The sequence below is a fragment of the Vreelandella sp. L-25 genome, assembly GCF_056857535.1.
On sequence record NZ_JBSXNH010000090.1, the window covers coordinates 1 to 12,781 of the forward strand.

Here is a 12,781-nt window from a genome sequence, read left to right on the forward strand (position 1 = left end):
GCGCAGGTCAGTGGTGACGATGGCCGGGAGTGTCAGCGCGACGGTTTGCAGGCCGCCGTCGATTTCACGGGTCACGTTGACCTTGTCACCATCTACCGCGACTTCTGAGGCGAAGGTGCCTTGCGGCAGATTGGTCAGCGCAGCGAGCATCTGGCCGGTCTGGTTGTTGTCGGTGTCGATGGCCTGTTTGCCGAGGATGACGAGGCCGGGCTGCTCTTCGTCTACCACTTTGGCCAGCAGTTTGGCCACCGCCAGCGATTCGGCGCGCTCGTCGGTTTCAATGTGGATGGCGCGGTCGGCCCCCAGCGCCAGCGCAGTGCGCAGCTGCTCTTGGGCGGCCTTGGGGCCCACGGTCACGGCCACGACCTCGGTGGCCACGCCCTTCTCTTTCAGGCGCACCGCCTCTTCCACGGCAATTTCGCAGAAGGGGTTCATGGCCATTTTGACGTTGGTAAGGTCTACATCAGAGTGGTCCGCTTTGACGCGGATTTTGACGTTGTAGTCGATGACGCGTTTCACCGCGACGAGGATTTTCATAAGGCATGCTCCAGCGATTGAACCATCGGCTTTTATTCCGCATAGCAAAATAATATTTCAATTTATAAAAATAACAATAAAAAAACGCCTGCCAAAGGTCAAGCGTTTCCTTGTACAGCCCACCTCAGAAAGGCGACCAACCAAACCATAACGCCAGCAGCGGTATCGCCGCGATCAGAAAGCGCCCGTTCCAGCGGTAACCGATGCGGGTGGCGGGTACGCCGGTAAAGCGCGAGAGAATCAGCATGGAAGCGGTCATGGGTGATGACATCAGCGCCAGCGCCCAGCCTACCATTAACGATGCCCCAATCAGCTCAGGCGTTAACCCCTCAATGCCCATCGTGGGGAGCAAGCCCACCAACAGCGTCACCGTGACAATCGGGTTGACGCCTATTTGCGCTAGCCCCACCACCATCAGCATGGCCAACACCGCATTCAAAGTGCCCAGCGGGTCTAGCACCGCCAATAGCGGTGCTAGCTGCTGAGTATCCACCAAGCCCACGCATACATGCCCCAAATAGCCTGCCGCCCCCAGCACCACGATTTCATTAGCGCTGGGAGACAGCAACCAAGGTAGCTGACGATGCACCGCCGTTATGGCGGCAGGCAATCCACCATAGCCTAGCCTACGACGCTGCCAAGCCAGCCATAAAAGCGCCCCGGTAGGCGCGCCCAGCAGCGCGGCAATGGGCAGTCGTAACTCCAGCAGCCACGCAATGGAAAACACCAGCGCCACAATGCCGATTAGCAAAACGCTAAACTGCGCCAACGGGCGCAGCGACGGGGTGACATAGGTTTTATTGGCGGGTGGGTGCGGGCCGGTGAAATAGTCCACCGCCCAGCCCGCCATAAAAATCAGCGCGGCGGCCCCTAGAATATAGGGTGCCAGCTGTGGCCAGGTGACCTGGGGAAGGCTTGAAAGCACCACGGCCACCCCAATACCCATGGGCGAAATCAGCGGTGCCAGCGAAAATCCGCGCAGCAGCGCCAGCATCATGCGCCGCTGACGGGCCTCGCGCACCCAGGCGCGCCCTTGGGCGGCACTCAGGGTATTGCTCTTTTCGATCATCGCTGCGAACAGATTCAGCACGCCAATGTTCAGAATGATGCCAAACAGCGCCGAGCCCAGGGATAAGATCGGGTAGCGGCGGCTAGGCGGCTGAAGCAGCATGCTTTGCCCACAGCGGCGCACTAAACGAGAGCGATAGGCAGGTAGGCGCAACATGCTCAGCGCCACCACAAAGGTAGCAAAAAACGCGAAACGCCCACTCGCCTCAAACAGCAGCTGCCCAGGCGTAGGCGAGCGCCACAGCGCGAGCAGTGTGAGTACGCCAGCGGCACACAGCAGCCCCTTGGCCATGCGGGTGAGTTGACCTTTCAGGGTCACCAAATAAAGCAGCAGCGCAACGATGCCTGCGGCTTGCCAAGCCACGCTGCCACCCACCAAATGAATCAGCGTGGCAAGCGTCACCAGTAGCAAACAGGAAACCCGCAGGCGGGCTGGGCTCACTCGCTAGGCTCCCTCAACTGCGGGTCGGGAACGCCTTGTGACGATTCGCTGCCGCTACGGCGGCGAAAAGAGCCTTCGCCCATAGCGACGAGATTGCCCCGCTCATCCACGATCTCACCGCTGGTCATGAAGGTTTTTTGCCCGCCGCCACGCAGCGTGCCCGTGGCCCGTAACACGCCTTGCCGAGCAGGCCCCACAAAGGTGGTGGTAAGTGACAGCGTCATCCCACGACGAATATTCCCCGGCACATCGCAGTGCAGGCCCGCTAGGCTTAAGGCACTGTCCAGCATGGAAGCCAGTACACCGCCATGCACATTGCCGCTGCGGTTAAGGTGCTTGGGTTCAATGGTGAGTTCCACTACCGCGCGCCCCTCTTCCCACTCCACCACGTGCATGCCCAACAGTTCGTGATAACCCATCAGCGCCTGCGGTGTGATGGAGGCGTCAGCGCCGTCTGTTTCGCTCATAAAGCGCTCTCCTGCTGGGCCAAGTCGCGTAGCCGCCCTTTTAAAATCTTACCGCTGGCGGTGGAAGGCAACGCATCCATCAGCACAATTTGGGTCGGACGCTTATAAGGCGCAAGCCGTTCGGCAATAAAGGCTTTGAGTTCTGCCATATCAACCTCAACGCCCGGCTCGCACTGCACAAATGCCACGACCTCTTCATTGCCTGCCACCTGCCGCCCAACCACTGCGGTTAAGGTCACCGCAGGATGCTCATTAATCACTGCTTCTACATCCGGCGGGTAGATGTTGAAGCCCGAGCGAATAATCAGCTCTTTACTGCGGCCCACGATATAGAGCTGATCGTCGTGATCCAGTTTGGCGATATCACCGGTATTGAGCCAGCCATCTTCCGTTAAGGTGGCGAGGGTGGCGTCCGGCTGGCGGAAGTAACCTTTCATGATATTAGGGCCACGCACCCACAGCTCGCCGATCTCATCGCCTGCCTTTTCTGACGTGCCGCTGCTGCCTAAGGGCTCTAACCGATACTCCAACAGCGGCAGCACGCGGCCCACGGTGCTGCTCTGGTGGCGGTCTTCAATGCGGGTTTGACTAATCGTCGGGCTGGCTTCGGTGAGACCGTAGCCATTGTGCAGCGTTAGGCCAAACGCAGCTTCCACGCGTTTTTTGGTATCGCTATCCAGCGGCGAGCCGCCTGCGGAGATATAGATAAGCGCAGGTGCTTCTAACGCGCGCTGCTCACGCTTCAAGTACTCCAGGGCGCGAGCGTACATAGCAGGCACGCCCTGAAGCACGGTAATGCGCTCCTCTTTGAGCGTTGCCAGCAGCTGTACCGCGTCAAACCGGGGCACGGTATAAAGGCACGCGCCGTTATACAGCGAGCCCATACACACTGATGAGAGGCCAAACACATGAGACATCGGCAGCACGCCGTACACCCGCTGCCCTTCACTCAGATGACGCATGCCGCCGGAAATAGAGGCGATATACAGAATACCGCGATGGGTCAGCATGACGCCTTTCGGCGTACCGGTGGTGCCTGAGGTGTAGATCATCGCGGCTACCTGCTCGGCACCGCTGGCGTGAACAGGCTCTGGCTCGCTATCAAATAGCGGTGAAATCGCTAGGCCGCCGAGCTGCGGATGCTGATAGCGGTCAGCCGCGTGGCGCTCGGCGTGCTGGCTCGCCTCTTGGGAGGCTTCGCAAGTGTAAAACACTCGGCGAGGCAGGCAGTTGCCCTGAATTAAATCCACTTCCTGAGCGGAGAGGCGCGAATTGACAATCGCGACCCAAACATCCATTTCACTGGCGGCCAACAGCAGTACCACCAGGGCACGGCAGTTTTCACTGACCGTCATAATACGGTCGCCGGGCCGTATGCCTAAATTAGCTAACCACTCGCAGGCGGCATGAATCTCTTGTCCCAGCTCGGCGTAGCTCCAGCGAACGTTGCCATCCACAAGCGCGGGGTGATCCGCTAGGCGTTTCGCGTTTTCCAGCACGCGGGTACTCAAGCGCTCGGGGAGCTCTGCTAACAGCTCGCTTGCCAGACGGCCAAAGATTTTCTCATCTGGCGCTTGGTAAGGGACCGATAGAGCCATTAGGACGCCTCCCGCACCATGTTCCGGGCAATCACCAGCTGCTGAATTTGCGTCGTCCCTTCGTAAATGCGGAACAAGCGCACATCGCGGTAGAAACGCTCAACGGCGTATTCCGACATATAGCCCGCACCGCCGTGCACCTGCACGGCGCGATCCGCGACGCGACCCACCATCTCGGCACAGAACAGCTTGCAGCAGGAGGCTAGGGTTGAGACGTTTTCGCCATCATCCTTGCGGCGTGCGGCGTCCATGACCATGGTTTTACCTGCGTAGGCTTCGGTTTTGCTATCTGCCAGCATAGCCTGCACCAGTTGATGCTCCGCCAGCGGCGCACCAAACTGCTTACGCTCCATGGTGTAGCGCAGCGACTCTTCGACCAAACGCTCGGCCACGCCCACACACACCGCGGAAATATGCAGCCGCCCACGGTCGAGCACTTTCATGGCGGTTTTAAAGCCTTGCCCCTCTTTACCGCCAATGATGTTTTCAGCCGGTACACGGCAGTTATCAAAAATGATATCGCAGGTATGCGCACCCTTCTGGCCCATCTTGTTATCCGCCGGGCCGCGAATCAGACCAGGCGTATTGCCTTCAACAATAAAGGCGGAGATACCGCCAGCGCCTTTGTTGTCTGGGTCGGTACGCGCCATCACGGTGAACAGGTCCGCCTCCGGGCCGTTGGTGATATAGCGCTTGGTGCCGTTTAACACGTAGTGGTCGCCATCGCGCACGGCGGTGGTGCGCAGGCTGGCGGCATCGGAGCCGGAATCCGGTTCGGTCAGGCAGAAAGAGCTGAGAATTTCCCCGGTGGCCAAGCGCGGCACGTATTTGGCTTTCTGCTCTTCAGTGCCGTCAATCAGAATGCCCTGGGCACCGATGCCATTATTCGTACCGAATACCGAGCGGAACGCGGGAGACGTTTTGCCGATTTCCATGGCTACCAGAGCTTCTTCTTCCATGGTGAGCCCTAAGCCGCCGTACTCTTCAGGAATGGATAGCCCGAACAGCCCCATCTCCTTCATTTCCGCCAGGATCTCGGCGGGCACTGCATCCTCTTCGGCAAGCCGTGCCTCATTGGGAATCAAACGCTCCCGGACAAAGCGGGCAATGGTATCAACCAACTGATTCAGCAGTTCGGGATCACGGATCATAACGGCTCCTGGTAGCAACGATATTTTTATGGTTGGTGTTCGCGCGGGCAGTGAGGCCTGCAATAATTCTGCATGGCGAAACTAGCGTTCACTCTCTTGTCAGGCACTTTTGCATAGCCTAGGATGGCAGTCAATAAACGAAATGCTATTTTGCAATGCAGAACAATAAACCCTTGCAGCGAGGATTTTGACCTATGTCCAACGACGCAGTCGCCCATTCGTTCAACACTCTTGGCATTGTCGGCACCGGGGCCATGGGTAGAGGGATTGCTCAGCTCGCCGCGCAGGCAGGCCTGAACGTCATGCTATTTGATGTAAAAGAAGGCGCGGTGGCGGAAGCGACTGCCTTTATTCATGAGTTATGGCAGCGCAGCGCCGACAAGCAGCGTATTACTCAAGCCCAAGCCGAGCAGTACGGCGAGCGACTGATCGAAGCCCCCGACCTCGCGGCCCTCGCCTCCTGCGACATAGTGGTTGAAGCGATTATCGAGAAGCTGGAAGCCAAACAGGGGCTGTTCAGTGATTTAGAGGGCATCGTTCGCCAGGATGCCGTGCTCGCCACCAACACCTCCTCGCTCTCCGTGACCGCCATTGCCGCCGCCTGCCAGCACCCTGAGCGGGTGATTGGTTTTCACTTCTTCAACCCCGTTCCGCTAATGAAGATCGTGGAAGTGATTCCAGGGTTACGTACCGCCGACACCGTTACCCAGCGGGTCAACGCCCTGGGCACAGCCATGGGCCACTTTACCGCCCAGGCCACCGACACCCCTGGCTTTCTGGTCAATCACGCCGGGCGCGCTTTTGGTACCGAAGCGCTGCGCATTCTGAGTGAGAGCGTGGCCGACCCCGCTACCATCGACCGCATCATGGTGGACCAAGGTGGCTTTCGAATGGGACCCTTCACGCTGCTGGACCTGACGGGCCTGGACGTTTCCCATGCGGTGATGGAGTCGGTGTACCACCAGTATTACGAAGAGCCGCGCTTTCGCCCCTCACCGCTGACTCGCCAGCGGCTCTCGGCGGGCTTGCTGGGGCGCAAAACCGGTGAGGGCTTTTATCGCTACGTGGATGGTCAGCAGCAGATGCCGGATGAACCCGCCATTTCGGCAGTCTCTCCTTGCCCCGTATGGATCAGCCAAGACGACCCGGACAGCGCCGCCGCCCTTGCCGAGCTCGTCAACGCGGCAGGCTGGCCTTTAGCGTCGGGTGATCACCCCAGCAACGAGGCGCTGTGCCTGCTGACACCGCTGGGTGAAGACACCACTCAATGCGCGCTGCGCCAAGGCTTGAATGCCGAGCAGTGCGTCGCGGTGGATATGCTGGCGGGGCTGGATAAGCGCCGCAGCCTGATGGCCTCCCCCATTACCCGCCCCGATCTGATCGATGCCGCTGCCAGCCTGTTGAATGCGGACGGCACCCCAGTCAGCACGCTTCAAGACAGCAACGGCTTTGTGCTGCAGCGGGTGGTGGCGTGCATCGTCAATGTGGGCGCCGATATCGCCCAGCAAGGCGTCGCAGCGCCCGCCACCATCGATCGTGCGGTGGAGCTTGGCTTGGGCTACCCGTTTGGCCCGCTGCGTCTGGGCGAGCGCTACGGCGCTTCGCGCATCCTGACCATTTTGAACAACCTATTGGAGGCCACCGGCGACCCCCGCTATCGCCCTAGCCCGTGGCTGCGCCGCCGCGCCGCGCTGGGTATGCCGCTGACCGACGGACCCACGGGCTGACACATCTCAGCGTCAAATACGGCTTTAAACAAACAAGGAGAATAATCATGCAAGACGCCTATATTTACGACGGGTTACGCACCCCTTTTGGTCGCCATGGCGGCAGCCTGGCGGCCATTCGCCCGGATGAACTGCTGGGGCTGACGCTAAAAGCACTGGTGGGGCGTAATCCGTTTTCCCCAGAGAGCTATGAAGAGGTGTTGGCGGGCTGTACGAACCAAGCGGGGGAAGATTCCCGTAACGTGGCCCGTCACGGGGCGCTGCTGGCGGGCCTGCCAATCGAGGTGGCGGGCCAAACCGTCAACCGCCTGTGCGGCAGCGGCCTGGCCGCCATGATGGATGCCGCCCGCGCCGCACGCTTGGGCGAGGGCGAGCTATTCTTGGCTGGCGGCGTGGAGTCCATGTCCCGCGCGCCTTACGTGCTGGGTAAGGCCGATTCCCCCTACGCTCGCAATCAGCCGATGTTTGATACCGTGATTGGCTCGCGCTTCCCCAACCCGTGGATTTCCAAAGAGTACGGCAGCCACAGCATGCCGGAAACTGCCGATAACATTGCCCACGACCTAAACATTGGCCGCGAGGCCAGCGACGCCTTTGCCGCCCGCTCCCAAGCGCGCTATGCCAAGGCGCTGGCAAACGGCTTTTATGAAGGCGAAATGTTTGGGGTAGAAGTGCCTCAAGGGCGCAAACAGCCGCCGCTGTTGGTAGATAAAGATGAGCATCCCCGCGCTGAAAGCACCGAGGAAAAACTGGCCAAACTCGGCGCGCTGTTTGAAGGCGGTGTCGTGACCGCAGGCAACGCGTCTGGATTAAACGACGGGGCTGCCGCGCTGATTGTTGGCACGCGTGCAGCAGGCGAGCGAGCTGGGCTTGCTCCGCGAGCACGTATCGTTGCCAGCGCCGTGGCGGGCGTTGCTCCCCGGGTTATGGGCCTGGGGCCGGTACCCGCCTCGCAAAAAGCGCTGGCCCGGGCTGGCCTCTCGCTTGATCAGATGGACGTGATTGAAATCAACGAAGCCTTTGCGGTGCAGGTGTTGGGCTGCGTTAAGCAGTTGGGTCTTTCCGCCGACGATCCGCGCCTTAATGCCAACGGTGGTGCCATTGCCATTGGCCACCCGCTGGGTGCCTCGGGCGCACGTTTGGCACTCACTGCGCTGCGCCAGCTAGAAGCCACTGGCGGGCGCTATGCGCTGGTCACCATGTGTATTGGCGTTGGCCAGGGCATTGCAACCATCATTGAGCGCCTAGAAAGCTAACCGCCCTCCTGCGGCGCTAGCACAGTATCTAAGGCAGGCGCCGCAGGCCAAGCGTTGACTAAGCTCTCTTATCGCGCTTTGCAACGCCCCAGCGCAGGTATGCGATACTTGCCACTCAATGATTGATTAGCCGAGACGCTTGATGGAACCAACCGACGCCGCTGCTGATGAGCCGCAATCACCCGAAAAAGATCGCAACTTTGTCACCGCGCTTGCGCGGGGGTTAGAACTGCTCCGCGCTTTTGGAACAGGGGAAGAGTACCTGGGCAATGCAGAGCTCTCGAATCGCACCCACATCCCCCGCCCCACGGTGTCCCGGTTAACCTATACGCTGACCCAGTTAGGCTACCTGCAACACAACCGCCACCTGGAGAAGTACCGCCTCGGGCCGGGTGTGCTGGCGCTGGGTTATCGCTTTCTGGCTAATATGGGCATTCGCGAAATTGCTCGCCCCCATTTACAGCACTTTGCCGACGCCACCGACTGCAACGTGAGCCTGGGCGGTGCCGACCGCAGCGACATGGTGTATCTGGAAACCTGCCACGGCCACGGCCCGCTGATTATTCGCTTAGATGTTGGCTCGCGGCTGCCCATCGCCACCTCGGCGATTGGTCGTGCCTGGCTGTGCGGATTATCGGACGAGCGCCGTCAACAGGTGATGCAAGAACTAGCCGCGTTTCACGGCAGCGACTGGCCGCGCCTTCATGCCGGTATTGAACAGAGCCTGCGCGACTACACCGAGTACGGCTTTTGCCTCTCCGAGCAGGATTGGCAGCGGGATATCAGCGCCGTGGCCATGCCGCTCATTTTAGAAGATGGTGCCGAAGTGATGGCGATTAACTGCGGTGGCTCTAGCCTGCGTTTAGATCACGATCGATTGGTCAACAACCTTGGGCCTAGACTCAAGGAAGTAGCAGCGAAAATTAAGCAGGAGCTGGCCCCCAAGTATCGTGCGTCACGTTAAGAAACGACGGCTTACCTTTCACTAACGCTCGTTTGATTGCATCATAGGCCTTCACTGCATGTGAAGGCGCTGAGGAGCAAGGATGCCAAACGAGTGGATCACTCAACAGGGCGAGCATGTCTCGCTGCACGGCGAATGGACACTACGCCACTACGCTGAGCTGAAGCGCGCCCTACAGCAGCAGGGGCAGCTAAGCTCGGCCTCGCTGTCGTTACCCGGCTTTGAGGGGCTGGATACCGCCGGTGCGGCGCTGATCGTTGAGCTGCTTGGTGTTGAAAAAACCAAACAAATTGGCGACTGGGCAAACGATCTTCCCCAGGTGCAGCAGGCCTTGTTGATACGCATTGCCGAAGCTATGGACGCTCCGCTTGAGAGCCCCCCACCTCGACCCAACCGGATTAGCGAAGCCTTAGCGACAGTGGGCCAGCAAATGGTGGCGCTGGGGTCTCAGCAGCGCCAGCTACTGGCTTTCATTGGCTTGGTGCTGGCCACATTTACCTCACTTCTGTTTCGACCCCGCCACTGGCGTATTACCGCTACCGTCGCGCATATTCAGCAAAGTGGCTTGAATGCGGTACCTATCGTTGCGCTCTTAACCTTTATGGTGGGCGCAGTGGTGGCGTTTTTAGGGGCCACGGTGCTCCAAGATTTCGGTGCAACGGTTTACACCATTGATCTCGTAGCTTTTTCATTTTTACGGGAATTTGGCGTGCTCTTGGCCGCGATACTTTTGGCAGGCCGCACTGCCAGCGCCTTTACCGCCCAGCTTGGCGCAATGAAATCCAACGAAGAGATTGATGCCCTCAAAACATTGGGACTCGACCCGATTGAGCTGCTAGTGCTTCCCCGGGTGATGGCGATGTTGATCAGCCTACCGCTGCTGGCGTTTGTGGGCATGCTGAGCGGCCTCGTCGGCGGCGCGGTGGTAGCCACCCTATCGTTGGATATTTCTGTGAGTCAGTTCATCACCACACTGCAAAAAGACGTGTCGGTCACTCATTTTCTGGTCGGCTTGAGCAAAGCGCCGGTATTTGCCTTTGTGATTGCCGTCATTGGCTGCCTAGAAGGGTTTAAAGTCAGCGGCAGTGCCCAATCGGTGGGTGCCCACACGACATCCAGTGTGGTGCAAGCCATCTTCATGGTGATTCTCATCGATGCATTAGCGGCGTTATTTTTCATGGAGATGGGCTGGTGACCGAGCGATATTCAGAGATGCCTCAACAGCCTGAGCGCGATGAAGCGGTTATTCGCGTGCAGGGGCTGGTGAACCGATTTGGCGACAACGTCGTTCACGAAGGGCTGGACTTGACCCTCTACCGAGGCGAAATTCTCGGCGTTGTCGGCGGCTCAGGTACCGGTAAATCAGTTCTACTGCGCAGTATTGTGGGCTTAAAGCGGCCAAATGACGGCACAGTAGAAGTGCTGAACCAGCGGTTAAATGAGTTAAGTGAGTCCCAACGCAGCCAAGTCGAGCGGCGCTTTGGGGTGCTCTTTCAGCGTGGGGCGCTATTTAGTTCGCTCAACCTGCAAGAAAACGTTGCGCTGCCGCTTATCGAGCACGCCAAACTCTCTCGGCAAGAGGCCGAGTATCTGGCGCGTATCAAGCTCTCGCTGGTAGGCCTGCCCCCTCATGCCGCCCGACAATTTCCAGAATCGCTCTCTGGGGGCATGATGAAACGTGCCGCGCTTGCCAGGGCACTCGCCCTGGACCCGGATATTTTGTTTCTCGATGAGCCTACCGCAGGACTCGACCCCATTGGCGCCGCCGCGTTTGACCAACTGCTGGTCACGCTGCGCGATGCAATGGGCTTTAGCGTTTTTTTGGTCACCCACGACCTCGATACCCTCTATGCGGCCTGCGACCGGGTCGCTGTGCTGTCGCAAAAACGCGTTCTGGTGGTGGATACCCTGGAAAACGTCGCGAAAACGGACGACGAGTGGGTACAGGATTACTTTAATGGACCGCGTGGACGCGCTGCACAGCGCTCTGCTGGCCTAACCTCTTCTCAGGAGTGACGCACATGGAAACCCGCGCGCACCATATTTTGATTGGTCTGTTTACCGTGCTGACGGCCGCTGCCGCCCTGCTGTTTGCGCTCTGGATGAGCTATGCGGCTGGCCAACGCGACTATCAACCCTACCGCATTTTGTTCGAGCGCAGCGTCAACGGCCTCTCGGTGGGTAGCAAGGTGCAGTACAACGGCATTGAAGTGGGCGATGTCACCGAGCTTTCCCTCAACCCTGACGACCCACGCCAAGTGATCACGCTTATTCGCGTGTATGAAGACACTCCGATTAAAGTGGATACCCGCGCAAAGCTAGCCTTTGCTAGCATTACCGGCAGTATGTCCGTGCAACTCTATGGCGGCACCCCAGAAAGCCAACGCTTGCTAGCGCAGAGCAGCGCCGATACGCCTTTCATTAAAGCCGACCCGTCGCCTATTGCTACGCTGCTTGACGAAGGCGAAGAGATGGTCGAAAACCTCAATGCGATTTTGCAGAGTGTGAACGAGCTCTTCAATGACAATAATCGTGAGCAAGCAGGCAATATCCTGACCAATATTGCCCAAATCACCGAGATGATTGCCTCTCAGCAGTCTGCCCTGGATGAAAACATGGCGCTCTTTGGCGATGTGTCACGCCAAGCCTCCACCACGCTTGAAAGCATCGAATCGCTTAGCCTAGAGGCGAACCGCTTGCTGAGCCAGGAGGGTCAGCAGGTGATGCGCAGCGCAGAGAGCGCCAGCCGCAATGTTGCCAGCGCTGCCCAGCGGATAGAACAGTTGGTGAACGATAACGCGGGTGCTGTCGAAAGCACTCTACAAAGCACTCGCGACATTGCCCCGGCCCTAGCGGCGTTACGCTCGACACTCGCCACCCTCGACCGCATTACACGGGAGCTTGAGGAGAGCCCCACGGACTTTTTCCTAGGCCGCGACCAAGTAGAGGAGTTCCACCCATGAACATGCACGCTTTACGTAACGGCTTTTTTCTAAGTGCCTTACTTACCCTTTCGGGCTGCTCTATTTTACCGGAGAAAGCGCCATCGACGCTGTATCGCTTGCCTGCTACCACGATGCAGAGCGACCCTGCCACCATCACGCAGCCAGAGCGACTGGGTATCGCTACACCAGAAGCGGGCCACCTGCTCAGCAGCAATCGTATCGTGGTGTTTCCCGAAGGCAATGTGGTCAATGTGTATGAGGGTGCTCGCTGGCATGAAGATACACCGGACATGCTGCAAGCCCAGCTGATTGCAGGGCTGCAGCAGCAAGAGCTGTTCGCCAACGTGAGCAGCGATCGGCTCCCTCACGACTTGCTGCTATTAAGCGAGCTGCGCCACTTTCAGAGCGAGTATGACACCTCTCCGCCAAGCGTTAACCTGCAGTTAGACGTTCAATTACTCGGCGCGGACCAACAGCCCGTGGCCTCCACCAGCTTTGCGATTCGGGAGCGCGCCACAAGCACTGGGATACCCGATGTGGTGAGCGCCTTTGGTAGCGCCACCGACCGTTTAACCGAACAGTTGGCGAGCTGGTTAATCACAAACGCGCCGAATTAACAGTGCCGC

At 58.9% G+C, this 12,781-nt stretch carries 12 protein-coding genes; 7 read left to right on the top strand and 5 right to left on the bottom strand.

Going from position 1 to position 12,781, the window contains the following annotated elements; translation table 11 throughout:
- The 5 genes from AC13CN_RS15845 to AC13CN_RS15865 form a co-directional block, all read right to left on the bottom strand.
- Positions 1-537 (bottom strand): electron transfer flavoprotein subunit beta/FixA family protein (locus tag AC13CN_RS15845; protein WP_483052253.1); only part of this gene is annotated, 537 nt, incomplete at its 3' end.
- 124 nt (positions 538-661) lie between these two features.
- Positions 662-2,047: a hypothetical protein gene (locus AC13CN_RS15850; RefSeq protein WP_172514493.1), complete on the bottom strand. Its 1,386-nt coding sequence runs from the start codon at positions 2,045-2,047 to the stop codon at positions 662-664.
- Positions 2,044-2,514, bottom strand: coding sequence for a PaaI family thioesterase (locus AC13CN_RS15855; protein WP_054641102.1), 471 nt, complete (start codon positions 2,512-2,514; stop codon positions 2,044-2,046). The genes AC13CN_RS15850 and AC13CN_RS15855 overlap by 4 nt, the downstream gene beginning before the upstream one ends.
- Complete coding sequence (locus tag AC13CN_RS15860; protein ID WP_044629401.1) at positions 2,511-4,112, bottom strand: class I adenylate-forming enzyme family protein; 1,602 nt, start codon at positions 4,110-4,112, stop codon at positions 2,511-2,513. Before AC13CN_RS15860 ends, AC13CN_RS15855 begins: the two co-directional genes overlap by 4 nt.
- A complete protein-coding gene (locus tag AC13CN_RS15865) occupies positions 4,112-5,263 on the bottom strand; it encodes an acyl-CoA dehydrogenase family protein (protein WP_083023559.1) in 1,152 nt (383 codons plus the stop codon). Before AC13CN_RS15865 ends, AC13CN_RS15860 begins: the two co-directional genes overlap by 1 nt.
- Positions 5,264-5,457: 194 nt before the next feature.
- On the opposite strand from AC13CN_RS15865, the gene AC13CN_RS15870 reads away from it, so the two are divergent.
- From AC13CN_RS15870 to AC13CN_RS15900, 7 genes are all read left to right on the top strand, one after another.
- Entirely contained in the window at positions 5,458-6,990 is a 1,533-nt protein-coding gene (locus AC13CN_RS15870; protein ID WP_253557080.1) for a 3-hydroxyacyl-CoA dehydrogenase, read from the top strand.
- Between the two features lie 47 nt (positions 6,991-7,037).
- Positions 7,038-8,246 (top strand): 3-oxoadipyl-CoA thiolase, encoded by a 1,209-nt coding sequence (locus tag AC13CN_RS15875; protein WP_253557081.1) that lies wholly within the window; start codon positions 7,038-7,040, stop codon positions 8,244-8,246.
- A 142-nt stretch (positions 8,247-8,388) separates the two neighbouring features.
- Positions 8,389-9,210 carry an IclR family transcriptional regulator gene (locus AC13CN_RS15880; RefSeq protein WP_253557082.1) on the top strand — a complete coding sequence of 274 codons (822 nt, stop codon included), beginning with the start codon at positions 8,389-8,391 and terminating at the stop codon, positions 9,208-9,210.
- Between the two features lie 82 nt (positions 9,211-9,292).
- Positions 9,293-10,405 carry an MlaE family ABC transporter permease gene (locus AC13CN_RS15885; protein ID WP_253557083.1) on the top strand — a complete coding sequence of 371 codons (1,113 nt, stop codon included), beginning with the start codon at positions 9,293-9,295 and terminating at the stop codon, positions 10,403-10,405.
- Between the two features lie 17 nt (positions 10,406-10,422).
- On the top strand, positions 10,423-11,226 hold the full coding sequence (locus AC13CN_RS15890; RefSeq protein ID WP_253557089.1) for an ABC transporter ATP-binding protein: 804 nt from the start codon (positions 10,423-10,425) through the stop codon (positions 11,224-11,226).
- Positions 11,227-11,231: 5 nt separating this feature from the next.
- Positions 11,232-12,173, top strand: a complete 942-nt coding sequence (locus AC13CN_RS15895) for an MlaD family protein (protein ID WP_253557084.1) — start codon at positions 11,232-11,234, stop codon at positions 12,171-12,173.
- Positions 12,170-12,772: an ABC-type transport auxiliary lipoprotein family protein gene (locus AC13CN_RS15900; protein ID WP_058576355.1), complete on the top strand. Its 603-nt coding sequence runs from the start codon at positions 12,170-12,172 to the stop codon at positions 12,770-12,772. Before AC13CN_RS15895 ends, AC13CN_RS15900 begins: the two co-directional genes overlap by 4 nt.
- The last annotated feature ends 9 nt before the right edge of the window (positions 12,773-12,781 follow it).

Coding starts and splice junctions, on each gene's coding strand:
- AC13CN_RS15855 (WP_054641102.1), bottom strand. CDS start 2,514: ATGAGCGAAACAGACGGCGCTGACGCCTCCATCACACCGCAGGCGCTG.
- AC13CN_RS15890 (WP_253557089.1), top strand. CDS start 10,423: ATGCCTCAACAGCCTGAGCGCGATGAAGCGGTTATTCGCGTGCAGGGG.
- AC13CN_RS15875 (WP_253557081.1), top strand. CDS start 7,038: ATGCAAGACGCCTATATTTACGACGGGTTACGCACCCCTTTTGGTCGC.
- AC13CN_RS15860 (WP_044629401.1), bottom strand. CDS start 4,112: ATGGCTCTATCGGTCCCTTACCAAGCGCCAGATGAGAAAATCTTTGGC.
- AC13CN_RS15870 (WP_253557080.1), top strand. CDS start 5,458: ATGTCCAACGACGCAGTCGCCCATTCGTTCAACACTCTTGGCATTGTC.
- AC13CN_RS15880 (WP_253557082.1), top strand. CDS start 8,389: ATGGAACCAACCGACGCCGCTGCTGATGAGCCGCAATCACCCGAAAAA.
- AC13CN_RS15895 (WP_253557084.1), top strand. CDS start 11,232: ATGGAAACCCGCGCGCACCATATTTTGATTGGTCTGTTTACCGTGCTG.
- AC13CN_RS15900 (WP_058576355.1), top strand. CDS start 12,170: ATGAACATGCACGCTTTACGTAACGGCTTTTTTCTAAGTGCCTTACTT.
- AC13CN_RS15885 (WP_253557083.1), top strand. CDS start 9,293: ATGCCAAACGAGTGGATCACTCAACAGGGCGAGCATGTCTCGCTGCAC.
- AC13CN_RS15865 (WP_083023559.1), bottom strand. CDS start 5,263: ATGATCCGTGATCCCGAACTGCTGAATCAGTTGGTTGATACCATTGCC.